The sequence below is a fragment of the Azospira sp. MPR-E4 genome, from assembly GCF_058809645.1.
In genome coordinates this window covers 1-22,369 of record NZ_JBXAST010000034.1, presented here as the reverse complement: position 1 = coordinate 22,369, position 22,369 = coordinate 1, and the positions used below count along the sequence as shown (strand labels likewise).

Below are 22,369 nucleotides of genomic sequence, written 5' to 3'. Positions count from 1 at the left end.
AAGCCTGCCGCCGTCCCTCAGCGTCAGGCCTGACGTGGCATTTGCGGCAGTCCCGGCCGGCGCCGGGAAGGGGTTTCAGGGGCGCCCCAGGATGCCCCGCAGGAAGCCCCGCCGCCCGTCATTGACGGCCCCGCTCTCGGCCGTGGCGGCCGCAGCGGCATTGCCGGCAGCGGTGGCGGCCGGCGCACCTGCCTCGTTGCCGACGGTGGCCGCGGGGAGGGACGCGGCCTCAGCCGGAGGCGGCGTCAGCAGGGCGCCCAGGGCTTCCCGGGCCGCCGCCAGGGCTTCGTCCTGGCTAGCGAACTGGGGCACCGGCGCCAGCAGCACGCAATACTGCAGCGGACCCAGGGCCTCGTCCTCGTCGCCGATGAAATCCATGGTCCCGGCCGGCAGCTGCACCTGGCGGCGCAGGCCCTGGGCCAGGTCCTGCCACAGCTCGCCGCCGCCGGGCAGCAGATAGACGTGGAGGAACCAGGGCGTCAGCACGATGCCGACCCAGTCGCCCTGAACGCGGGCGAAGGGCAGCGCCGCCACCGCCAGGGCCTCGTTGAGGAAAGGCATGCCGGCCATGGTGCCCTGGCGCACGCGCTGGAAGTGCTCCTCCAGCCGGGGTGCCGGGTCATCGGCCCAGGGCTTGCCTTCCCGGGCAGGTGGCGGCGTCCAGGCCGGTACGCGGGGGCGGAAGGAACTCATGCCCCTACTGCCGGTTGAGGTCGGCGAAGTGGCGGGCCGGGTCGTAGTCCCCTTCCAGGGATTCGGCCAGGGCCGCCAGGGCGTCCTCGATCAGCAGGCGCTCCTCTTCCTCCACCACTTCCTTGCCCAGGCCGAGGGAAGCCAGGATCCAGGTGCCGACGGGCTGGGGCCCGAGCAGCATCATGTTCACCCGCTCCCGGCGGAAGTGCTCGCCCTCGCCCCGCTCGACCCAGGCGAACTCGCCCTCCTCGCCTTCCAGCTCGACGATCTGCATGGGAATGGAGAGGCACATCAGGCGGCCCCTTCAATGGCTTGGGGCACGACGCCGGCCTTGGCCAGCTCGGCCAGCACCAGTTCCAGCATTTCCGGCACCTTGGCTTCCGCCTCCGGCGTCAGGGCCATGCCCGTATCCAGGGAGACGGGCTGCAGGCCGATGAGGGCCACCGCCTTGGGCGCCTTCTCGGTCAGTTCCAGGGCCGCCAGCAGGTCGGAGAGACCGATCTGGTGGGGCGAGATCTTGGTGCGGAAGAACTTGGGCACCTCGTCGCCCTGCAGCAGCACGACGGAACCGGGCGGCTGGCCGACCCGCACGGCGTCGGCGATGATGAGCTTGTCCAGGCCTTCCAGGGGCTCCAGCAGTTCCATGCCGGCGGTGCCGCCATCCAGCACCAGCACGTGCTCGGGCAGGGAGTAGCGCCGCTGCAGCTCGTCGACGATGCGCACGCCGATGCCCTCGTCGGTGAGGAGGATGTTGCCGACGCCAAGGACGGCGATGGTGGGGGTAGTAGTCATGGGCGGCACTTTAAACAATCCGGCCCCGGGCCGGTTTGAGGCAACGCAAGAAATGCTCCGGGACCAGCCGGGGCACCAAACAAAACGGCGGCACCACCGGCGCCGCCGCTTCCCGTCAAACCGGCGGCTCAGGCCGCCTTGACCTTCACCACCTGGTCGTTTTCCTTGTCCACCACATGCACGGCGCAGGCCAGGCAGGGGTCGAAGGAGTGCACGGTGCGCAGCACTTCCAGGGGCTTCTCGGGATCGGCCACCGGGTTGTCCAGCAGGCAGGCCTCGTAGGCGCCGGAAACGCCCTTTTCGTTACGCGGGCCGGCGTTCCAGGTGGTGGGCACGACGCACTGGTAGTTCTTGATCTTGCCGTCGTCGATCACCACCCAGTGGGAGAGCACGCCGCGGGGCGCTTCGTGGAAGCCGACGCCGGCGATCTCGCCCTTGGGGAAGGTGGGCTTGTTGTAGGTCTTGAGGTCGCCCTTGCCCATGTTGGCCAGGAGCAGGTCCCACTGATGGGCCAGTTCGTCCACCTGGACACAGGCCACCACGGCCCGGGAGGCATGGCGGCCGATGGTGGAGTGCATGGCATCCAGGCCGATCTTGGTCTTGGCCAGGGAAGAGACCGTGTCCAGGGCCAGGGTGGCGTACTTCTTGGTGGGCTCGTGGCCGGCGGCCAGCATGGCCAGCATGCGGGACAGGGGGCCGACCTGGGCGGGCTTGCCGTAGAAGGTGGGGGACTTCAGCCAGGAATACTTGCCCTCGTCCTGGAAGTCCGTGTAGTTCGGCGTGGTCTCGCCCTTGTAGGGGTGCAGGGTGGCGTTGTCGCCGTCCTTGTAGGAGTACCAGGCGTGCTTGACGGCCTCGGAGACGCCGGCCTCGAAGTACTTGTCGCCGAACTGGGTGATGGGCTTGAAGGTGCCGAGGTCGGCGTTCTGGATGTAGCCGCCGGGCAGGGCGAACTGGGTGCCCTTGCCGTCCAGGGGCAGGTCGGGCACGGACAGGTAGTCCACGATGCCGCGGCCGATCTTGGTCCACTCGGGGTAATGGGCGCCGACCACGGCCACGTCGGGCAGGTACACCTGCTTGACGAACTCGTCCAGCTTTTCGATCCATTCCTTCACCGCCAGCAGGCGTTCCACCGTCAGCACGGACTGGGAATCCACCGCCAGGGGGTTGGCCACGCCGCCCACGGCCACGTTCTGGATGTGGGGGGACTTGGAACCGAGGACGGAAACGATCTTGGAGGCAAAGCGCTGGATTTCCAGGGCCTGCAGGTAGTGGGCCACGGCGATCAGGTTCACTTCCGGCGGCAGCTTCATGGCCGGGTGGCCCCAGTAGCCGTTGGTGAAGATGCCGAGCTGGCCGGTCTTGACGAAGCCGGCGATCTTTTCCTTGACCTTGCGGAACTCGTGCTTGCCGTTGCGGTTCCACGGCGAGAGGCTCTCGGCCAGGGCGGAAGCCTTGTCCGGGTCGGCCTGCAGGGCGGAGACCACATCCACCCAGTCGAGGGCAGAGAGGTGATAGAAATGCACGATGGAGTCGTGCAGGTTGTGGGCGGTGATGATCATGTTGCGGATGTACTGGGCATTCACCGGAATTTCCAGCTTCAGCGCATCTTCCACGGCCCGCACCGAACAGATGGCGTGGACGGTGGTGCACACGCCGCAGATGCGCTGGGTGATGGCCCAGGCGTCGCGGGGGTCGCGGCCGATGAGGATGTTCTCCACACCGCGCCACATCTGGCCGGAAGACCAGGCCTTGGTCACCTTGCCGCCATTCACTTCCACGTCCACCCGCAGGTGGCCTTCGATGCGGGTCACCGGATCGATCGTTACGCGCTTGGTCATTTTGGGTTTCTCCTTGAATTCTTAGTGTGCAGCAGCGTCTTCCGCGGCCAAGACCGGGAAGCGGCGGGTGATGACGATGTAGCCGAAGACCTCGATGGCAAACATGCCGAAGGTGACCAGCATTTCGGGGACGGAGGGGAAGTAGTGCCAGCCGTCGCCGGTCTCGTAACCCACCAGGTAGGAATTGATGCGCAGCAGGACGCCGCCCAGCATCAGCAGCACGGCGCCGACGAAGAGGCGGGCCGGGTTGCGGCGGGAAGTCTCCTTGCCCAGCAGCGCCAGGGGGGCGATGAAGCAGGCCATCTCGAGCCAGAACATGAGGGCCTGCAGGCTGCCCTCGAAGGCCCGGGGCAAGGCGCCGCGGACTACCAGGTCGCCCACCCGCACCACCAGGAACACCGCCAGCATGCCCAGCATGACCTTGGACAGAGGCGTCAGGATGTGGGTCTCCATCTGGCGGCGGAAGCCGGCGGCGGCCATGCAGGATTCAAAGAGAATCACGGCGTAGCCGATGGTGATGGCGGAAAGCAGGTAGATCAGCGGCAGGGCCATGGACTGCCACAGGGGATGCACCTGGGTGCCCATCACCACCAGCAGGGAGCCGAGGGAGGACTGGTGCATCATGGGCAGCACGGTGCCCAGGGCGATGAAGAAGAACATCACCTTGTTCAGCTTCTTGCGCTTCTCGTGCATGCCCCACTTTTCCATGAAGGTGGGGGAAAACTCGATCCACATCACCACGATGTAGAGGGAGATGCAAAGGGCCACTTCGAACATCACCGAGTTGGCCGAGGCGTAGCCCGGGGTCAGGATGTGCCAGAAGTTCCACCAGCGGCCCAGGTCGAAGATGACGCCGACGCCGGCCAGGGTATAGCCGAAGAGGGAGGCCAGCAGGGCCGGGCGTACCAGGGGATGGTATTCGCCCCTGTTGAAGATGTAGACCAGCATGGCCACGGAGAAGCCGCCACAGGCGAAGGCGGAACCGATGACCACGTCGCCCACCACCCACAGGCCCCAGGGGTAGCCGTCGTTGAGGTTGGTGACGGCGCCCAGGCCGAAGACGAAACGGACCAGGATGATGGCCAGGGCCACCACGATCAGGGTCGCCGCGGTGAGGGTCACCGGGGTCAGCAGCTTGCCGCCGACGGGGGTGGGTGCAGCGTGTTGTTGTGCAGACATTGCGATCTCTCCCTTACAGCTCGTCGTCGTCAGGCTTGACGTTGCGCTTGGCGAAATAGGTCATCATGCCGAGCACCGCCAGGGGCATCACCAGCCCGCCGTAGAGCGTGTGTTGCAGGGTTTCCGACTTGGAGGAGGCGGAACGCTCGGGCAGGGGCTTGTGGCCCACCTTCTCGAAGGGCACGGCGGACAGCTTGATCACCTGGGTGCCGCCCACTTCCTTCTCGCCATAGACGTGCTGCACGTAATGGCCCACCACGTTTTCGTAGCTCTGGTCCTTGCCCCCCAGCTGGCCGCGCTGGAACACGGTCTTGGTGCCGGGTTTGAGGGAGAGGCGGCGTTCGGCCTCGGCCTTGAGGTCCGACACCTTGCCGTAGAGGGTGGCGCCGGTGGGGCAGACCTCGGCACAGGCGGCGTACTTGCCTTCCGGCAGGCGATGGCGGCACAGCTCGCACTTGCCGATCTTGCCGGTGGCGGAGGAGTAGTCGTACTTGGGAATGCCGAAGGGACAGGCGGCAACGCAGTAACGGCAGCCGATGCAGGCGTCGGCGTCGTAGCCGACGATGCCGGTGACCGGGTCCTTAGTCATGGCCGACACCGGGCAGGCCGAGACGCAGGAGGGATCGTTGCAGTGCAGGCAGGAGGTCTTCATGAAGGCATAGCCGTTGTCCGAATCGTCCTTCGTCTCCATGGTGCCGCTGCGGAACATCTTGATGACGTTGAAGGTCTTGGCAGTGGTATCCAGGGGCGTATCCCACAGCTGTTCAGGCGTGGAGAACTCCGCCGGGTTGCCATTGACCTCCTTGCAGGCGGCGACGCAGGCCTTGCAGCCGACGCACAGGGTGGCGTCGTAGAGCAGGCCCAGGGCGCCCTCGGGCTGGGGATTGTTGTCCCGGGCGCAGGCCGGGCCACTCACCGAAACGGAGACCGCAGCCGCGGCTGCGCCCCCCGCCAGCGTCCCTTTCAGGAAATTGCGACGGGAAGTCATGGTCACACCTTCTCGGCGGGTTTCTGTTCGGAAGACTGCTTGGCCTTCTCGGCCTCCTCGGCGGCGTGGGAGAGACCCAGGTTCTTCGCCACCATGGCCCCGGCCCCGGCGGCGGCCCCGGCCACGGCAGCCAGCACGGCGGCGGCCCCGAGGGAGGCGCCCTTGCCCTGTTCCTCGACGATGCGCGGGAAGGAGGCGGGCGGGGCGTAGGTCATGACCTTGGCGGTCTGGTGGATGGGTTTCTGGAAGCCCACGCCCTGCTCCGTACAGCCGATGCAGGGGTGGCCGCAGGCCACGGGCCAGGTGCCGGCGCCGGCGTCGCCGAAGAGGATGGTGGGACAGTTGGCGTAGGTCTCGGGACCCTTGCAGCCCAGCTTGTACAGGCAGTAGCCCTTGCGGTGCCCTTCGTCGCCGAACTCCATGGCAAAGCGGCCGGCGTCGAAGTGGGCGCGGCGCTCGCAGTTCTCGTGCACCAGGCGGGAATAGGCGAACTTGGGACGGCCCAGCTCATCCACCGGCGGCAGCTGGCCGAAGGTGAGGAAGTGCACCACGGTGGAAAGGAAGTTGTAGGGGTTGGGCGGACAGCCGGGAATGGTCACCACCGGCTTGTCGATGATCTTGTTCACCCCCACGGCCCCGGTGGGGTTCGGGTCGGTGGAAGGCATGCCGCCCCAGGAGGCACAGGAGCCGATGGCGATGATGGCGGCGGCGTCGGTGGCGCATTCCTTGACGATGTCGATGGCGGTCTTGCCGCCCACCTTGCAGTAGATGCCGCCATCCTTGGTCGGGATGGCCCCTTCCACCACCAGCAGGTACTGGCCCTTGTTGGCCTTCATGGCGGCCTGCTTGGCGGCCTCGATCTGGTGGCCGGCGGCGGCGAAGAGGGTCTCGTGGTAGTCGAGGGAGATGACGTCGAGAATCAGCTTCTCGATGGTGGGATGCTCGGCCCGCAGCATGGATTCGGTACAGCCGGTACATTCCTGGAAGTGCAGCCAGATGACGGAGGGACGCTTCTTCACCGCCACCGCCTCGGCCACCGCGGCCTCGGCCCCGGCCGGCAGGCCCAGGGTGGCGGCCATGGCCGTACAGAACTGGAGGAATTCCCGGCGGCCCATTTCCAGGCGCTTGGCCGCCTCGATGACGTGCTCGTGGATTTCCAGGGACTGGAGTTTTTGCTCTTGCATGGCCTCACCCTCGGTCTGTTGCCCCGTTCCCACGGGGCTATTTGCATGGTTGCGCGGGGATCGCCGCGCCCTTATTGGGGTGGGACGATTACAAGAACCGTGCCAGACAGGGCAAAACCATAACAATCAAGCAGCTACGGAACTCGCGTGAAATGGCGTTTCATAAAGTTGTAAACCTTGCGACGTCACAAAGCCGACACCTGGAAACTTTCTTTCCACTCTGCAAAGATGACAGATGCAAACAGTTCCCACCCAGGCCCTGGCGACGACCACCTCGGACACCCCCTGCCGCCGGGGCAGGCGGCAAGCGCCTCCCGGCCATGCCATGGCTGGAGACCAGGAACGGCGCCAGCCTCCAGCCACCCCAAACCCGCATCAATCCCGGACCCGCACCGCTCCCCCGCTGCGGCAGCGGAGGCCACCGGCAGCAGCGCCGGGCCGGGGTGCTAGAATCCGGGCTCGTTGCCGCCTTTGCCGACCACCCTGACCCGCCGGGCCCGATGCCTTCCTCCCTCACTTCCCTCCTCGCCGCCACCGACATTCCGGGCCACATGCTGGTCATCGCCCTGCTCCTGGCGGCCATCTGCACCGGTTTCATCTTCCGCTTCGTCCTGCCCGCCCTGGGCCTGGGCCGCCTCTTCCGCCGCACCATCGGGCAGCTGGAGCAGCTGCGGGAGAGCGGCGGCAACCCAGATCCCCAGCAGATCGGCCGCGACATCATGGGCGCCCCGCCCCTGGCCCACCTGTGGCGCGAATACGCCCAGACCCTGCACCCGACCCGCACCGAGGCCGGCCCCCGCTGGCGCGCCACGGCCCTGGCGGAAAGCTTCCTCACCGAACAGGCCCTGGTGGATACGCCCCTGCGGGCCGAGTTCTACAAGCACCTGCCGGGCATCCTCACCGGCATCGGCATCCTCGGCACCTTTTCCGGCCTCATCGTCGGCCTCACCCACTTCGAGGTTTCCGCCAGCGCCGACGTGGTGCGGGGCAGCCTCAGGGAGCTGATCCAGGGCGTCGGCCACGCCTTCAAGATTTCCGCCATCGCCATCGGCCTGGCCATGCTCCTCACCTGGGTCGAAAAATCCCTGGTGGTGGCCCGCTACCGCCAGGTGGAACGCCTCAACCAGCTCATCGACAGTCTCTTCGACACCGGCATCGGCGAGGAATACCTGGCCCGCCTGGTGGGCGCCAGCGAGGGCGCCGCCCAGCAGGCGGCACAACAGGCCGCCCAGCTGCGCCAGGCCCTGGTGGCGGAAATGCGCCAGGCCATGGCCAGCCTGCTGGAGCAGCAGCAACAGGCCGGCCAGCGCCAGCTGGAGAACATGACGGCGGGCCTGGCCGGCGCCGTCGGCGACAGCATCCGCGCGCCCCTGGAGCGCCTGACCCAGACCCTGGAACGGATGGAGGCCCAGCAGGGCAAGGCAGTGGCCGGCGGCATCAGCCAGGCCCTGGACGGCCTGCTGGGCAATGTGGGCCAGCAGATCGGCGAACAGCTGGGACGCCAGGAGCGGGAGGCGGAGCAGCGCCAGGAGCGCCTGCTGCAAAGCCTGGAAGCCACCGGCCAGCGTTTCGAGGCCAGCAGCCAGCGTCTGGAAAAAGCCATCCAGGAATCCATGGCCCAGCTGGCCGGCCAGCTCGCCCAGCAGGTGGCCGGCGTCTCCGAGGCCATCGGCGGCGGCCAGCAGGCCCAGCAGGAGCGCCTGACGGAGCAGACCGACAAGCTCATGGGCAAGGTGGCAGGCCATCTGCAGGGGGTCACCACGGAACTGAAAAATGCCGCCGCCACCCTGGAAGGCTGCGTCGCCAGCTTCAACCGGGCCGGCAGCCAGGCCATGGGCCAGCTCAGCGCCGGCGCCGAAGCCGTGCAACTGGCCTGCGGCGGTTTCGCCGCCGCCGGGCGCAGCTTCGACCACACCGCCCAGACCGTGGCCGAGGCCGGGCGTGCCATCCAGAGCGCCGCCGGCAGCCTGGCCGCCGCCAGCGCCGGCAACGGCCAGCTGCTGGAACAGCAGCACAAGGTCGGCGCCAGCCTGCGGGAGCTGCTGCAGGAAGTGCAGGGCACGGTGGCCCTGGCCCAGCGGGAGGCCGCCCTCAACAGCGAGGTGGTGGGCCGCCTGGAAAGCGCCGCCCAGTCCCTCGCCCGGGCCGAGCAGCGTGCCGACGTCTATCTGCAGGGCGTCAGCGAGGTCCTGGCCAAGGCCCACGGCGCCTTCGCCGACAACGTGGAGCGTTCCCTCAAGGCCGGCAACGCCCAGTTCCAGCGGGAGCTGGCCGAGGCCGTGGGCTACCTGAAGGACGCCATCGAACACCTGGGCGACGTCCTCGCCGACGGCAAGGGCTAAGCCGCCGCCATGATCGGACTCCTGCCCGGCAAGCGCCGCGCCCGCCGCGAGGAAGGGGAAAAGCCCTTCTGGATTTCCTTTTCCGACCTCATGTCGGGCCTCATGGTGCTGTTCCTGGTGGCCATGACCGTGGCCCTGCTGGCGGTCACCCACGAGATTTCCGAAAGCGAGCGGGAAAAGACCCGGCGCGAGGAAGATATCCGGGAGGTGCTGCAGCGGGTGCGGGACATGACCCGGGACTTCCCCGGCGTCACCCTGCGCGGCCAGTCCGTGGACTTCGGCGAACGGGCCCGCTTCGACACCAACAGCCACAAGCTCTCCGCCGAGCAGGCCCGCCTGCTGCGGCAACTGGTGCCGAAGATCCTGGCCCTGGCCCGGGACCCGGTGGCCGGCAAATGGCTGAAACAGATCGTGGTCGAGGGCTTCGCCGACGCCCGGGGCAGCTACCTGTACAACCTCAATCTCAGCCTGCAGCGCTCGGAACGGGTCCTCTGCGCCCTCCTCGCCAGCCCGGCCGGCAGCGCCGACGCCCTCTCGGAGACGGACCAGCAGACGGTGCGGGAACTGTTCCTGGTGGGCGGCTCCTCCTTCAATTTCCAGAAGGCCAGCGCCGAGGAAAGCCGCCGCATCGAACTACGCCTGGAATTCCGCGATCTCGGCGAACGGGCTCCGGCCCTGCGGCCGCGGCTCCAGGAAGGGGACAGCCGCTGCCCCCTGGACGCCCCGTGAGCCAGGCCGGCAGCGACCTGCAGGCCCTCGCCCTGGCCCTGGGGGAGCCCTGCCCCAGGCTGGCCCCGGCAGCCGACCCCGCCAATCCGGCGCCCATGACCCGGGCCCTGCAGCGTATTCGCCTGGCCTTCGGCGACAGCGGCGCCCTGGCCGCCTCGCCCCGCTCCGCCCGGGCCCTGCTGGCCTTCCGCAGCGGCGACAGACTGCGCTTCATCGATCTCAAATACCTGTGCCACGCCGTGGACCGGCCCAATCCCTGGGACGGCCGGCGCCTGCTGCAGGACGCCCAGCTCCTGCAACGGCTGCTGCAGCAGGTGGACGCCTGGCAGGGCGAGCCCCGCCGCTTCCGCCAGTGCTACCGGGGCCTGCTGCAGGCCTACAGCGGAGCGGCGGCCGGCCCCGGCCGGACCCTGCTGGGCGATTATCTGCGGCGGCACCGGCAATACGTCGCCGCATCCCAGCCGCCCCTGGAATGGACCCGGGAGCTGGCCCGGCACCCGGCCCTGGCCGATGGCAAAGACTGAGGCACAAAAGCAGAACGGCGCACCGAGGTGCGCCGTTCTTTTTTCCCGCCGCTGCGGTTTCAGTAACCGATGATGAAATCGGCCACATCCACCCGCACCGTATCGCGGCCCAGGGCCAGGGCGGCGTTACGGGTGAAGTCCTTGGCCCAGCCGCCGGCCTCGGCGAAGCGGGCTTCGCCGCCGTACTTGGCGACGTTGAGTACCTTGTCGATGATCAGGACCTTGCCCACCGGATTGGAGGGTTCGCATTCCAGGGTGACGAATTCCTTGTCGAACCAGCGACGGGCCTCTTCCGCGGTCTGGCCACCGAGGTCTGCCTGGGTGAACTTGAATTCGTACTCCTTGCCTTTGCCGAAAACGACAATGACGGTGTGGGACATGGATCTCCTCCATAAGGTTAGAATTGTACGGTCTATTCTATGCCCTTTTCCGTACGCTGTGGAATGGTCCACAATGCGTCCTCGATCCTGCCTTGGCGGCCGCTTCCCTCGCGGGAAGAAAGCCGCCGGCAAAGATCATTTTACGAATGTAAACAGCCCATGACCCTGAGCGACGACGAGGCCGGCATCATCCGCGGCCGGCTGCACGAGCTGGAAGTGGAACACCGGGACCTGGACCTGGTGATCGAACACCTCACCGCCAACCCGCCGCCGGACCAGCTCCTGGTGCGGCGCCTGAAAAAGCGCAAGCTGCAGCTCAAGGACCGCATCAGGCTGCTGGAAGACATGCTGCTGCCGGACATGCCGGCCTGACAGCCAAAGAACAACGAGACCCTCAGGAGAACGCCCATGGCCGGTAAGGACGGCTACACCCTCGACACCCTGGCCCTGCACGCCGGCCAGGTGCCCGACCCGCAGTACGGCGCCCGCGCCACCCCGATCTACCTGTCCACCTCCTTCGTCTTCAAGGACTCCGACCAGGCCGCTGCCCTCTTCAACATGGAACGGGCCGGCCACGTCTATTCCCGCATTTCCAATCCCACCGTGTCGGTGCTGGAGGAGCGCATCGCCGCCCTGGAAGGCGGCGTCGGCGCCATCGCCACCGCCAGCGGCCAGGCCGCCATGCACCTGGCCGTGGCCACCCTGATGGGGGCCGGCAGCCACATCGTCGCCTCCGGTGCCCTCTACGGCGGCAGCCACAACCTGCTGGACTACACCCTGCGCCGCTTCGGCATCGAGACCACCTTCGTTCCCACCCGGGACGTGGATGCCTGGCGCTCCGCCATCCGCCCCAACACCCGCCTGCTCTTCGGCGAAACCCTGGGCAACCCGGGCCTGGACGTGCTGGACATCCCCCGTATTTCCGCCCTGGCCCACGAACACGGCCTGCCGCTTCTTGTCGACTCCACCTTCACCAGCCCCTACCTGCTGAAGCCCTTCGAGCACGGCGCCGACCTGGTCTTCCACTCCGCCACCAAGTTCCTCTGCGGCCACGGCACCGCCGTCGGCGGCGTGCTGGTGGATTCGGGCAATTTCGATTGGGAAGCCTCCGGTAAATTCCCCACCCTGACCGAGCCCTACGACGGCTTCCACGGCATGGACTTCGCCGAGGAATCCACCGTCGCCGCCTTCCTGCTGCGGGCCCGGCGCGAAGGCCTGCGCGACTTCGGCGCCTGCATGAGCCCCATGAACGCCTTCCAGATCCTGCAGGGCGTGGAAACCCTGCCCCTGCGTATGCAGCGCCATGTGGACAACGCCCGCAAGCTGGTGGATTTCCTCGTTGCCCACGAGGCGGTGGAAAGCGTCGCCTACCCGGGCCTGGAAAGCCATCCGGACCATGCCCTGGCCCAGAAGCTGTTGCCCCGCGGCTGTGGCTCGGTCTTCAGTTTCAGCGTCAAGGGCGGCCGCCCCGCCGGCAAGAAATTCATCGAGACCCTGAAGCTCTTCTCCCACCTGGCCAACGTGGGCGATGCCAAGTCCCTGGTGATCCACCCGGCCTCCACCACCCACTTCCGCATGTCCGACGAGGCCCTGCTGGCGGCCGGCATCGGTGCCGGCACCATCCGCCTCTCGGTGGGCCTGGAAGATGCGGACGACCTCATCGAAGACCTGTCCCGGGGCCTGGCCGCTGCGGCCAAGGCTGCGGCATAAGGGGGGACGAAAAAGCTATGGAACTGATCGTCCGCGACACCAAGATCTACGCCTACACCGGCGGCAAGACCTTCGACCCGAAGAAGCCTGCCCTGGTCTTCCTCCACGGCGCCGCCAACGACCACACGGTGTGGGGCCTGCAAAGCCGCTATTTCGCCAACCACGGCTACAGCGTGCTGGCGGTGGACCTGCCCGGCCACGGCCGCTCCGGCGGCGAGCCCCTGGCTTCCATCGGCGCCCTGGCCGACTGGGTGGCCGATCTGCTGGATGCGGCCGGCGTGGAAAAAGCCGTGCTGGCCGGCCACTCCATGGGCTCCCTGACCGCCCTGGAAGCCGCCGCCCGCCACCCCGGCCGCATCGGCAAGGTCGCCCTGCTCGGCAGCGCCGTGCCCATGGCCGTCTCCGAGCAACTTCTGGCCGCCGCCAAGGACAAGCCGGAAAAGGCCTACCGCATGATTAACCAGTGGTCCAACGCCCAGGGCCTGGGCGGCAACACCGTGCCCGGCGCCTGGCAGCCCGGGGCCAGCCTGGCCCTGATGCGCCGCGCCCGGGCCGGCTCCCTGTTCGTCGACCTGTCCAACTGCAACGACTACCAGACCGGTCTGGAAGCCGCCGCCAAGGTGCAATGCCCGGCCCTGCTGGTGATCGCCAAGCGGGACCTGATGACCCCGCCCCGGGCTGCCGGCGACCTGGCCAAGGCCTTGCCGGACGTGCGCAGGGCCGAGATCGACGGCGCCGGCCATGCCATGATGGCGGAACAGCCGGACCGGGTGCTGGACGCCCTGCGGGCCTTCCTCCTCTGACCATTGCCAAGGGACCACTGCCATGAACGCCAACGCCCTGCCCCATCGCCTGCTCCGCCCGCTGCAGACCCTCGCCGGCCTGATGCTGGCCGGGGCCTTGCTGGCGGCCCCGGTCCAGGCCCAGGAGATTTACCAGGCCAAGAGCCAGACCCTCTACCTGCCCATCTATTCCCACCTCTGGCACGGCAACCTGGACAAGAGCGGCAATCCGGACAAGTCCTACCTGTCGGCCCTGGTCAGCGTGCGCAACACGGATACGAAGAACCCCATCAAGGTGCTCTCGGCCCGCTACTACGACACGGACGGCAAGCTGCTCAAGGATTTCGTGCCCAAGGTGCGCACCATTCCGCCCCTGGGCACCCTGGAGCTGTTCATCGAGCGGCGGGAGGACGAAGGCGGTTCCGGCGCCAACTTCCTCATCCGCTGGCAGGCCGAGACCACCGTGAACACGCCCCAGGTGGAAGCGGTGCATGTGGACCTCTACAGCACCAAGGCCCTCTCCTTCATCACCTCCGCCCGGCCCATCGCCGAGTAAGCCCGCCGCCACCAGGCCCATGCCCCGGGCACGACACCGGGGCATGCCTGGAGCGCCTTATCCGGTGCGCCTCTCCGGTATGACCGGGCTACGCACCAGGACCACCACCGCGCCCAGGATGAGGGCGCCGCCGGCCAACTGCCAGCCCCCCACCGCCTCCCCGAGAAACAGGGCCGCCAGCACCAGGGTCACCACCGGCTCCAGGGTGGACAGGGTGGCCGCATCCGCCGCCCCCAGCTTGGCCATGCCGGCGAAGAACCCCACCATGCCGACGATGGTGGAAAACACCACGATCCCCAGCACCGCCGCCCATCCCGCCAGGGAAGCCGGCCACGGCGAGGCGGCATGGAAAGCCAGCACGCCGAACACCACCGCCGCCGCCAGCATGATCACTGCAGCCGAGGCCAGGGCCCCGGCCCGGGCCGTCAGGCGCTCTCCGGCCAGGATATAGACCGAGTAGATGAGGGCTGCCGCCAGGCCCAGGCCGATGCCCAGGGGCGTGCCCGCCAGGCTGCCGCCGATGGTCAGCAGGGTGCCGACGAAGGCGGCCCCCACCGCCAGCAGCTTGCGCCCGCTGAGCCGCTGGCGCCCCAGCAGGGCCGCGAGCAAGGTCACCAGCACCGGATAGAGATAGAGCAGCACCGCCGTGAGTCCGGCCGAGGCATGGCGCAGGGCGGCAAAGTAGCAGTAGGACTGGCCCACGTAGCCGATCCCGCCCATGGCCGCCAGCCCGGGCCAGAGGGCCGGGGCCGGCCAGGCCTGGCGCCGCCAGCGCAGGATCAGGGCGAGGCAGGCGCCGCCCAGGGCAAAGCGCAGGAAGAGCAGGGTTTCCAGGCCGACGCCCTCGGCATAGGCCAGCTTGGCGAAAATGGCCATGGCGCCGAAACCGGCGGCGGAAGCGGCAATCCACAGCCCTCCGCGGAGACGCTGAGGCAATGCCCTCATGGCTGGCCGTCGTCGGCGGGGGGATGTTTTTGCGGCGGCCGGGCGAAGAGCCAGAAACAGGCGCCGAAAATGGCGGCGATGCCGATTTCCCAAAGGAAGGGGAAAGACCAGACGAGCAGGACGGAGGCGGCGATCACCGCCAGAAGCTTGAGCCAGACCATGGGTGTGGAGCGGAAATGGAGTCAGGCTCCATTATGCCCGCCCCGGACGGGGCGGGCGGCGGGGAATCAAAGCAGGAAGCTGCCCAGATACCAGGCACCGGCTGCAATGAGGGCACTGCAGGGGATGGTGAGGATCCAGGCCCAGACGATGCCGCCGGCGATGCCCCAGCGCACGGCGTTGAACTTGCGCGCGGAGCCGACGCCGACGATGGCGCCGGTGATGGTGTGGGTGGTGGACACGGGAATGCCCAGGGCCGTGGCCAGGAACAGGGTGATGGCCCCGCCCGTCTCGGCGCAGAAGCCGCCCACGGGCTTCAACTTGGTGATCTTCTGGCCCATGGTCTTGACGATGCGCCAGCCACCGAACATGGTACCCAGGCCGATGGCCACGTAGCAGCAGACCACCACCCAGACGGGGATGGGGTCGCTGGACTGGGACAGGCCGGCGGCGATGAGCAGCATCCAGATGATGCCGATGGTCTTCTGGGCGTCGTTGCCGCCGTGGCCCAGGCTGTAGAGGCCGGCGGAAACCAGCTGCAGGCGGCGGAACCACTTGTCGACCTTGCGCGGCGTGGTGCGGAAGAACAGCCAGGACACCGCCACCATGAGCAGGGTGCCGAGGATGAAGCCGAGCAGCGGGGAGACGAAGATGAAGGCCACGGTCTTCAGGATGCCGGCGGCAATCAGGGCATCGGGACCGGACTTGGCCAGGGCGGCCCCCACCAGGCCGCCGATGAGGGCGTGGGAGGAGGAGGACGGGATGCCGTAGAACCAGGTCACCAGGTTCCACACCACGGCCCCCATGAGGGCGCCGAAGATGACGATGTGGTCCACGATGGCCGGATCGATGGTGCCCTTGCCGATGGTGGTGGCCACCTTCAACTGGAAGATGAAGATGGCGACGATGTTGAAGAAGGCGGCGAAAGCCACCGCCTGGTGGGGCTTCAGGACCCCGGTGGAAACCACGGTGGCGATGGAGTTGGCGGCATCGTGAAAGCCGTTCATGAAATCGAACGCCAACGCCAGCACCACCAGGAGCACCACGACTCCCAGGCTGATTTCGAGACCAGTCATGGTTATCGCTTAGGAGTTTTCGAGGACGATGCCTTCGAGGATGTTGGCCACATCCTCACAGCGGTCGGTCACGGTTTCCAGCAGTTCGTAGATGGCCTTGAGCTTGATCAGCTGGCGCACGTCCGGCTCGTCGCGGAACAGGCGGGACATGGCGGAACGCATGACGCGGTCGGCGTCGGACTCCAGGCGGTCGATTTCCTCGCAGGTCTTGAGGATGGCCGGGCCCTGGTCGGCGTTGGGCAGCAGGGAGACGGCCCAGCGCACCCGGTCGCAACAGGAGACGCAGATTTCGGCCAGCTGGATGGCTTCCGGGGTGCCCTTGCGGATGTCGTAGAGGGAGACGGTCTGGGTCACGTCCTGGATCAGGTCCAGGATGTCGTCCATGCCGGTGATGAGGGAGTGGATCTCGTCCCGATCCAGGGGGGTGATGAAGGTCTTGTGCAGCAGGGCGACCGTCTCGTGGGTGATCTTGTCGGCCCGGCTTTCGGCGGTATCCACTGCGTCGGCGGCCTGGGTGGCCTCTTCGGGGTTACGTCCCAGATGGTTGATGAAGGTGGCCAAGGCTTGACCACCCTGCACGATCTGTTCTGCGTGAGCGTTGAACAGGTCGAAAAACTTGCCCTCTTGGGGCATCAGACGTCCGAACATGAATTTTGAGTTTAGGTTTTGTGACAGAACGAGATTTTAGCACGGCAGCCCCCGGCAAGCTGTGCCCTTACGGCTTGCCGCTCTGCTGTTTTTGTTGCGGATACCGCGGAAGCTGCGCCAGCACTCGATTCTGCCCGGTGACGAAGCGGATTTCCTCCACCTCGCCGATGAGGTAGCGCTTCTTCAGGGTGAAATCCGTGGGCCGGGCATGGATGGCCTTCCAGAAGGTGGTGCTCTCGGAAACGTAGGGCTCCTGCAGGTGCACCCGGGCGATCAGGCTCACCGCCCCCGGTTCCAGCAGGGGCGCCGCCTGCTCCGGCTCCAGGGTCAGCTCGGCGTCGAAGCCGGCTTCGTCGTCGGTACCCCGGGGCATGAAGTCGTAGAGATTGTCGAAGGCCAGGAAATAGTCGTAACGCCAGAGCACCCGCATGGTTTCCGGCTCGCCGATCTTGTCCTCCCCCACATAGCTGTCCCGCTCCTCGTTCACGCTGCCCAGGGGCAGATACTTGAAGCGGTAGTAGTCCTCGCTGGCCGGATCGGCCAGGGGCCGCCAGCTCCAGCCTTCGGTCAGCTGGTTGAAGGCCATGGGGTAGTGCAGGTGCAGGCGCCGGCTGGCAGCATCGTAGGAGACTTCCAGCCCCGAATCGGGGGCCGCCGCCAGGAGGATGTCCTCGCCCCGCCCTTCCCCGGCCGCCACGGCCTGGTAGGAGGCCACCGGGCTGGGCCAGGGCGCCGCCTGGAGGGAACCGGCAAGGAACAGCAGCAGGAAGCCGCGCAGGAGCAGGCCGGGCTGGATGGACGTCGGATGGGTCATGGTCGTTCTGCCAAAAAGGAGCCACCCTCCCCCGGGCAGCATGCGCCATGATCTGTCGGCGGGCCGGGAACAAACCATGATGCAGGTCAATTCACCGGCGGCCCGGAATCCTAGAGCAGGGGCGGCAATCCGGGCAGGGGCCGGAGCTGGCTCCAGCGCTCCGGGTCCGGCTCGGTACACAGCTGGCGGAGAAAGTCCCAGGCCGCCTCCAGGTGCTGGCGCCCGGCGGGGCTGAGCCCCTCCCCCAACTCGAAGCGCTGGCCCCGCACACAGAGGACGTAGGCCGGCGGCGGCGCCTGTTCCAGGGCCTGGCCATAGACGGCGAGCACGGCGCCGGGAGCCAGGGAATGGGTGCTGTGGGCCGGATTGAAGAGGGGCGTCACCTGAGCGAAGCTGAAAGGCGCCGGCGTGCCCTCCCCGGCATCGATGAAGAGGGCCAGATCCCGACCCTGGAGGTCGATGGCGTGCTCGATCTGCAGCTGGAAATCCTCCACCGTCACCACCCCGGGCAGACGGGCCTGCTCCAGGCGCTGCAACAGCAGGGGCCCCAGGGCATCGTCGCCGCGGCTGGGGTTGCCGATGCCGAAGACCACCAGCCGGCGCGTCATCCCTTGACCCGGCGGTCCAGCAGGCGGCCGCTGCCGTCCAGCAGTTCCACGGTCAGGGGCATCTGACCCAGGGCGTGGGTGGCGCAGGAAAGGCAGGGATCGAAGGCGCGGATGGCCACCTCGATATGGTTGAGCAGCCCTTCGGTGATTTCCCGGCCATTCAGGTACTGGCGCGCCACCTGGCGCACCGCCTCGTTCATGGCCTGGTTGTTGTGGGTGGTGGAGACGATCAGGTTGGCCATGGTGACGAGGTCGTCCTCATCCACCTGGTAATGGTGGATCAGGGTGCCCCGGGGCGCCTCGATCACGCCCACGCCTTCGCGACGGCGGTCGCCGCAGGACATCAGGTCATCCCCCAGCAGGTCGTCGTCGGCCAGCAGTTCCTTGATAACTTCGGCGGCGTGCAGCATTTCGATCATGCGGGCCCAGTGGTAGGCCAGGGGCGCATGCACCAGGCCACCCTGGCCGTGGTCCATGAATTCGCGCCGCTCAATCTCGGCCAGGGGGCTGGGAATGAAGTCGCAGTTCTGCACCCGGGCCAGGGGGCCCACCTTGTACCAGCCCTGTTCCCGGCCCATGGCGGTCACATAGGGGAATTTCATGTAGCTCCAGGACTTCACCTCCTCGGTCAGCAGGTGGTGGTAGTTCTGGTAGTCCACGCCGTCCAGCAGCACCTTGCCGTCCCCGTCCCGCAGACGCAGGTGGCCGTGGTAGAAGTCCAGGGCACCATCGGCCCGCACCAGGCTGAAGAGGTTGGAGCGGAACAGCCCGAACTGGTCGTAGAGGGCCGGGTTGCTGGTATGCAGGCGCTTGGTCAGATGCACCGCGTCCCGGCTCCAGGCGATCATCTGCTCCACGTCCTGCAGCAGCATGGCCCGGTCGGCCGGGTCCAGGGCCTTGTTCACCCCGCCGGGAACGGCGCCGGTGCCGTGGATGCGCTTGCCGGAGGTGACGCGGATCACCTCCTGGCCGAACTTGCGCAGCAGGATGCCCTGCTTGGCCACCTCCGGATGGGCGGCGGCGACGCCGACGATGTTGCGCTGCCCCACGTCGGAATCGAAGCCGAACAGCAGGTCGGGCGAGGACAGGTGGAAGAAATGCAGGGCGTGGGACTGCAGCATCTGGCCGTAGTGCATGAGGCGGCGCATCTTTTCCGCCGTCGGCGTGATGCTGGCGGCGCCCACCACCAGGTCCAGGGCCTTGGAGGCCGCCAGATGGTGGGAGACGGGGCAGATGCCGCAGAGGCGCTGCACCATCACCGGCACTTCCCAGTAGGGGCGGCCCTGGATGAATTTCTCGAAGCCCCGGAATTCGACGATGTGCAGGCGCACCTGCTGCACCTGGTTGTGATCGTCCAGCAGCAGGGTCACCTTGCCGTGGCCTTCGACCCGGGAAACAGGATCGATGGCGACGCGGCGCAGGTTGTCGGTCTGGGACGCGGTTTCAAGTTCGAACATGGTGGGCAAGCCTCAGTCGAAACGCAGGATGGGATGGGAAAGCCGGGGCGTGTGGCCGGCGATAAGGTCCGTCAGGAACTTCCAGATGGCCTCCCCCGAGGGCGGGCAGCCGGGGATGAAGTAATCCACCCGCACCACTTCGTGGATGGGATGGACCTTGTCCAGCAGCAGGGGCAATTCCGGGTCGTTGGGTACCTGGCCGCCGGGCAGGGATTCGACGCCGATGCAGGTGTGGTAGACCTCCTGCAGGCACTGGCCCACGTCCAGGTGGTTGCGCTGGGCCGGCAGGCCGCCGGTGACGGCGCAGGCGCCGAGGGCGATGAGAATCTTGCAGTGCTTGCGGAATTCCCGCAGCACATGGACATTCTCCGCATTGCAGACGCCGCCTTCGATGATGCCGATGTCGCAGGGGCCGCAGTGCTTGATGTCGGTCAGGGGCGAACGGTCGAATTCCACCAGTTCCACCAGTTCCAGCAGGTGCTCGTCGATGTCGAGGAAGGACATGTGGCAGCCGAAGCACCCGGCCAGGGAGGTGGTGGCGACCCGCAGCTTGCGTCCGGAAACGATCATTTTTCCACCTCTTCCATGGCTACCACGCTGATCGGCTTGGCGTCGTAGTCCCGCTCGCCGATGGGCCTGGAAAAGCCCTGGCGCTTGTGCAGGATGACGCCCACGGGACAGATGTTGGCCGCCCGGTCGCTGGCGGCAAAATCCGTGTCGGCCAGGCGGCCGCTTTCCGCATTGACCACCAGGTGCTTGTGGATGCCCCGGTCGGTGAGGGCGAAGATGTTCTTGCCGTCGATGTCCCGGCTGGCCCGCACGCACAGCTCGCAGAAGATGCAGCGGTTGAAGTCCAGCAGGACGTCCGGATGGGAGGCATCCACCGGCCGGTTGGGATAGAAATGGTTGAAATGGGCGGAGAGCATTTCCAGGTCGTAGGCCAGGGCCTGCAACTGGCAGTTGCCGCTCTTCTCGCAGGAGGGACAGAAATGGTTGCCCTCGACGAACAGCATCTGCAGCAGGGCCCGCCGCTCGCCGTTCATCTCCGGGGTGTTGCTCTCCACCTCCATGCCTTCCTTGGCCGGCATGGCGCAGGAGGAGACGTGGCGTCCGCCCACCTTGACGATGCACAGCTTGCAGGAACCGTGGGCCGGGAAATCCGGATGCCAGCACAGGTGGGGAATGTAGTGGCCGGCCTGGCGGGCGGCCTCCAGGATGGTCTGGCCGTCCTGGAAGACCACCGGTTTGCCGTCCAGCAGGAATTTCTTGGTATCGCTCATCGGTGGGCCTCCACGGAACTCAGGTGGGCGTCGGCATCGTCGCGCCCGGTCATGCGCCGGGCCTCGGCCAGGGACTGGTCCAGGTCGAAGGCGGGGGCGAAATCCAGGGACTGGAGCCGGCGCTCGTAGGCGGGGCGGAACTTGATCAGGGTCTCCACCACCGGGTTGGCGGCGGCCAGGCCCAGGCCGCAGTGGCTGGCCGCCTTGAGCAGGCGGTTGATCCACTCGATGTCGGCCAGGTCGTACTTGGCGCCGTGGCCGGTGGACAGCTTGTCCATGAAGTTCCGCAGCAGGGAGGTGCCGACCCGGCAGGGGGTGCAGAAGCCACAGCTCTCGTGGGCGAAGAAGTGGACGAAATTGCGCGCCACCTCGAAGAGGTCCCGGCTGGTATCGAAGATCATGAAGGAACCGGCCGTCGGCACGTCCTCGTAGGCAATGCCCCGGTGGAACTCGTAGGACGCCAGGCAGGTGCCCGAAGCGCCACCCACCTGGACCGCCTGCACGTCGGTGGCGCCGCAATCCTCCAGGATCTGCTCGATGGAAACGCCGAAGGGATACTCGTAGATGCCGGGAAAGGCGCAGTCGCCGGATATAGAGAGGAGCTTGGTGCCGGTGGACTGGGCGGTGCCGACAGCGGCGAAGCGCTCGGCCCCTTCCAAGGCGATCAGCACCGTCTTGGCCAGGGTTTCCACGTTATTGACCACCGTGGGCCGCCCCAGATAGCCCTTGATCACCGGGAAGGGCGGGCGGATGCGGGGCGTGCCCCGCTTGCCCTCGAGGGACTCGATCAGGGCTGTTTCCTCACCGCAGACATAGGCGCCGGCCCCCAGATGGATCTCGATGTCGAAATCGAAACCGGCCTGGCCCCGGATACCCTGCCCCAGCAGCCCGGCCTCCCGGCGGCGCTGCAGGGCCGCCTCCAGGGGCTCCAGCAGGTAGCGGTACTCGCCCCGCAGATAGAGGAAGCCCTGGCGGGCGCCGGTGGCGTAGGCCGCCAGGGTCATGCCCTCGAACACGTGGTCCGGATAGGAGGTCAGCAGCACCCGGTCCTTGAAGGTGCCGGGCTCACCTTCGTCCGCGTTGCAGACGATGACCCGCTCCTCGCCGGGTGCGTTGCGGCAGGCCTCCCACTTGACCCCGGTGGTGAAGCCGGCGCCGCCACGGCCGCGCAGGCTGGACTTCTGCACCTCGCCCAGCCAGGCCTCGGGCCCCAGGGCCATGGCCGCCGCCAGGGCAGCCCCCGGCTCCAGCACGGTATTGAGCAGATCGTCCTTGCGGCGGATGTTGTCCTCCACCCGGAAGTATTCCTGGGGCCACAGGGACAGGGGCCGGCGGGAACGGATCAGCTCGCAGATTTCATTGACGCGCTGGTGGGTGAGGCGGGTGATGGGGCGGCCATTGACCAGCAGGGCCGGGCCCTGGTCGCACATGCCGGTACAGGAGGTGACATCCACCGAGACCAGGCCGTCTTCCGACACCTTGCCCTGTTCGACCCACAGCTTCTGACACATGGTGCCGAGCAGGTCCAGGTTGCCCAGGAGGCGGTCGGTGGCGTTGTCGGAGAAGAGCACCCGGTATTTGCCCACCGGCTGCAGATGGAGAAAGGAGTAGAAGCCGGCCACGCCCTCGACCCGGGCCCGGGGCAGCTTCAGGGCGGCGGCGATGGCGGTGAGGGCGGGAGG

General features: G+C 67.4%; 25 protein-coding genes. 7 read left to right on the top strand and 18 right to left on the bottom strand.

The features are described 5' to 3' along the window. Positions 1-75 precede the first annotated feature (75 nt). From hybE to AC1RTA_RS11095, 7 genes are all read right to left on the bottom strand, one after another. Positions 76-693, bottom strand: coding sequence for a [NiFe]-hydrogenase assembly chaperone HybE (gene hybE / locus AC1RTA_RS11125; RefSeq protein WP_492784748.1), 618 nt, complete (start codon positions 691-693; stop codon positions 76-78). A gap of 4 nt (positions 694-697) precedes the next feature. Further along, positions 698-985, bottom strand: a complete 288-nt coding sequence (gene hypC, locus AC1RTA_RS11120; protein ID WP_014238022.1) for a HypC/HybG/HupF family hydrogenase formation chaperone — start codon at positions 983-985, stop codon at positions 698-700. Continuing rightward, entirely contained in the window at positions 985-1,485 is a 501-nt protein-coding gene (locus AC1RTA_RS11115) for a HyaD/HybD family hydrogenase maturation endopeptidase (RefSeq protein WP_014238023.1), read from the bottom strand. Before AC1RTA_RS11115 ends, hypC begins: the two co-directional genes overlap by 1 nt. A gap of 128 nt (positions 1,486-1,613) precedes the next feature. Continuing rightward, the gene (locus AC1RTA_RS11110; RefSeq protein WP_014238024.1) at positions 1,614-3,326 is read right to left on the bottom strand and encodes a nickel-dependent hydrogenase large subunit; all 1,713 of its coding nucleotides are present in this window, start codon (positions 3,324-3,326) and stop codon (positions 1,614-1,616) included. A 21-nt stretch (positions 3,327-3,347) separates the two neighbouring features. Further along, the gene (gene hybB / locus AC1RTA_RS11105) at positions 3,348-4,505 is read right to left on the bottom strand and encodes a Ni/Fe-hydrogenase cytochrome b subunit (protein WP_130458740.1); all 1,158 of its coding nucleotides are present in this window, start codon (positions 4,503-4,505) and stop codon (positions 3,348-3,350) included. 13 nt (positions 4,506-4,518) lie between these two features. After that, positions 4,519-5,493, bottom strand: coding sequence for a hydrogenase 2 operon protein HybA (gene hybA / locus AC1RTA_RS11100; RefSeq protein WP_492784747.1), 975 nt, complete (start codon positions 5,491-5,493; stop codon positions 4,519-4,521). Positions 5,494-5,495: 2 nt separating this feature from the next. After that, positions 5,496-6,677 (bottom strand): hydrogenase small subunit, encoded by a 1,182-nt coding sequence (locus tag AC1RTA_RS11095; RefSeq protein ID WP_014238027.1) that lies wholly within the window; start codon positions 6,675-6,677, stop codon positions 5,496-5,498. Between the two features lie 500 nt (positions 6,678-7,177). On the opposite strand from AC1RTA_RS11095, the gene AC1RTA_RS11090 reads away from it, so the two are divergent. The 3 genes from AC1RTA_RS11090 to AC1RTA_RS11080 are packed head-to-tail and all read left to right on the top strand — an operon-like array spanning position 7,178 to position 10,272. Next, complete coding sequence (locus tag AC1RTA_RS11090; protein WP_014238028.1) at positions 7,178-9,019, top strand: hypothetical protein; 1,842 nt, start codon at positions 7,178-7,180, stop codon at positions 9,017-9,019. A gap of 9 nt (positions 9,020-9,028) precedes the next feature. Beyond that, on the top strand, positions 9,029-9,748 hold the full coding sequence (locus AC1RTA_RS11085) for an OmpA family protein (RefSeq protein WP_130458742.1): 720 nt from the start codon (positions 9,029-9,031) through the stop codon (positions 9,746-9,748). Beyond that, the gene (locus tag AC1RTA_RS11080) at positions 9,745-10,272 is read left to right on the top strand and encodes a hypothetical protein (RefSeq protein WP_492784746.1); all 528 of its coding nucleotides are present in this window, start codon (positions 9,745-9,747) and stop codon (positions 10,270-10,272) included. Before AC1RTA_RS11085 ends, AC1RTA_RS11080 begins: the two co-directional genes overlap by 4 nt. Before the next feature lie 59 nt (positions 10,273-10,331). Here the strand turns inward: AC1RTA_RS11080 and AC1RTA_RS11075 are convergent, their stop codons facing one another. Next, positions 10,332-10,652, bottom strand: a complete 321-nt coding sequence (locus AC1RTA_RS11075) for a hypothetical protein (protein WP_130458744.1) — start codon at positions 10,650-10,652, stop codon at positions 10,332-10,334. A gap of 159 nt (positions 10,653-10,811) precedes the next feature. Here AC1RTA_RS11075 and AC1RTA_RS11070 point away from each other — a divergent pair, with 159 nt between their 5' ends. From AC1RTA_RS11070 to AC1RTA_RS11055, 4 genes are read left to right on the top strand one after another with little or no spacing between them, the layout of a single operon-like run. Then, entirely contained in the window at positions 10,812-11,024 is a 213-nt protein-coding gene (locus AC1RTA_RS11070; protein WP_014238032.1) for a YdcH family protein, read from the top strand. 36 nt (positions 11,025-11,060) lie between these two features. After that, a complete protein-coding gene (locus AC1RTA_RS11065) occupies positions 11,061-12,362 on the top strand; it encodes an O-acetylhomoserine aminocarboxypropyltransferase (RefSeq protein WP_492784745.1) in 1,302 nt (433 codons plus the stop codon). Positions 12,363-12,379: 17 nt separating this feature from the next. Further along, a complete protein-coding gene (locus AC1RTA_RS11060) occupies positions 12,380-13,165 on the top strand; it encodes an alpha/beta fold hydrolase (protein WP_492784744.1) in 786 nt (261 codons plus the stop codon). A gap of 22 nt (positions 13,166-13,187) precedes the next feature. Continuing rightward, entirely contained in the window at positions 13,188-13,700 is a 513-nt protein-coding gene (locus AC1RTA_RS11055; protein WP_492784743.1) for a DUF3124 domain-containing protein, read from the top strand. Positions 13,701-13,757: 57 nt separating this feature from the next. Here AC1RTA_RS11055 and AC1RTA_RS11050 read toward each other — a convergent pair whose 3' ends face one another. From AC1RTA_RS11050 to AC1RTA_RS11005, 10 genes are all read right to left on the bottom strand, one after another. After that, a complete protein-coding gene (locus AC1RTA_RS11050) occupies positions 13,758-14,645 on the bottom strand; it encodes a DMT family transporter (RefSeq protein ID WP_492784742.1) in 888 nt (295 codons plus the stop codon). Further along, a complete protein-coding gene (locus tag AC1RTA_RS11045) occupies positions 14,642-14,806 on the bottom strand; it encodes a hypothetical protein (protein WP_492784741.1) in 165 nt (54 codons plus the stop codon). The genes AC1RTA_RS11050 and AC1RTA_RS11045 overlap by 4 nt, the downstream gene beginning before the upstream one ends. Positions 14,807-14,872: 66 nt before the next feature. Then, positions 14,873-15,880: an inorganic phosphate transporter gene (locus AC1RTA_RS11040; RefSeq protein WP_130458749.1), complete on the bottom strand. Its 1,008-nt coding sequence runs from the start codon at positions 15,878-15,880 to the stop codon at positions 14,873-14,875. A 9-nt stretch (positions 15,881-15,889) separates the two neighbouring features. Next, positions 15,890-16,528: a DUF47 domain-containing protein gene (locus AC1RTA_RS11035; RefSeq protein WP_043798343.1), complete on the bottom strand. Its 639-nt coding sequence runs from the start codon at positions 16,526-16,528 to the stop codon at positions 15,890-15,892. A 67-nt stretch (positions 16,529-16,595) separates the two neighbouring features. After that, positions 16,596-17,342 (bottom strand): hypothetical protein, encoded by a 747-nt coding sequence (locus tag AC1RTA_RS11030; protein ID WP_492784740.1) that lies wholly within the window; start codon positions 17,340-17,342, stop codon positions 16,596-16,598. A 110-nt stretch (positions 17,343-17,452) separates the two neighbouring features. Further along, on the bottom strand, positions 17,453-17,950 hold the full coding sequence (locus AC1RTA_RS11025; RefSeq protein ID WP_416244157.1) for a hydrogenase maturation protease: 498 nt from the start codon (positions 17,948-17,950) through the stop codon (positions 17,453-17,455). Beyond that, positions 17,947-19,407, bottom strand: a complete 1,461-nt coding sequence (locus AC1RTA_RS11020) for a Ni/Fe hydrogenase subunit alpha (RefSeq protein ID WP_152088957.1) — start codon at positions 19,405-19,407, stop codon at positions 17,947-17,949. Before AC1RTA_RS11020 ends, AC1RTA_RS11025 begins: the two co-directional genes overlap by 4 nt. A gap of 12 nt (positions 19,408-19,419) precedes the next feature. After that, positions 19,420-19,977 carry an NADH-quinone oxidoreductase subunit B family protein gene (locus tag AC1RTA_RS11015; RefSeq protein ID WP_014238043.1) on the bottom strand — a complete coding sequence of 186 codons (558 nt, stop codon included), beginning with the start codon at positions 19,975-19,977 and terminating at the stop codon, positions 19,420-19,422. Further along, positions 19,974-20,687 (bottom strand): 2Fe-2S iron-sulfur cluster-binding protein, encoded by a 714-nt coding sequence (locus tag AC1RTA_RS11010; protein WP_492784739.1) that lies wholly within the window; start codon positions 20,685-20,687, stop codon positions 19,974-19,976. The genes AC1RTA_RS11015 and AC1RTA_RS11010 overlap by 4 nt, the downstream gene beginning before the upstream one ends. Then, positions 20,684-22,369 (bottom strand): NADH-ubiquinone oxidoreductase-F iron-sulfur binding region domain-containing protein (locus AC1RTA_RS11005; protein WP_492784738.1); only part of this gene is annotated, 1,686 nt, incomplete at its 5' end. The genes AC1RTA_RS11010 and AC1RTA_RS11005, both read right to left, overlap by 4 nt.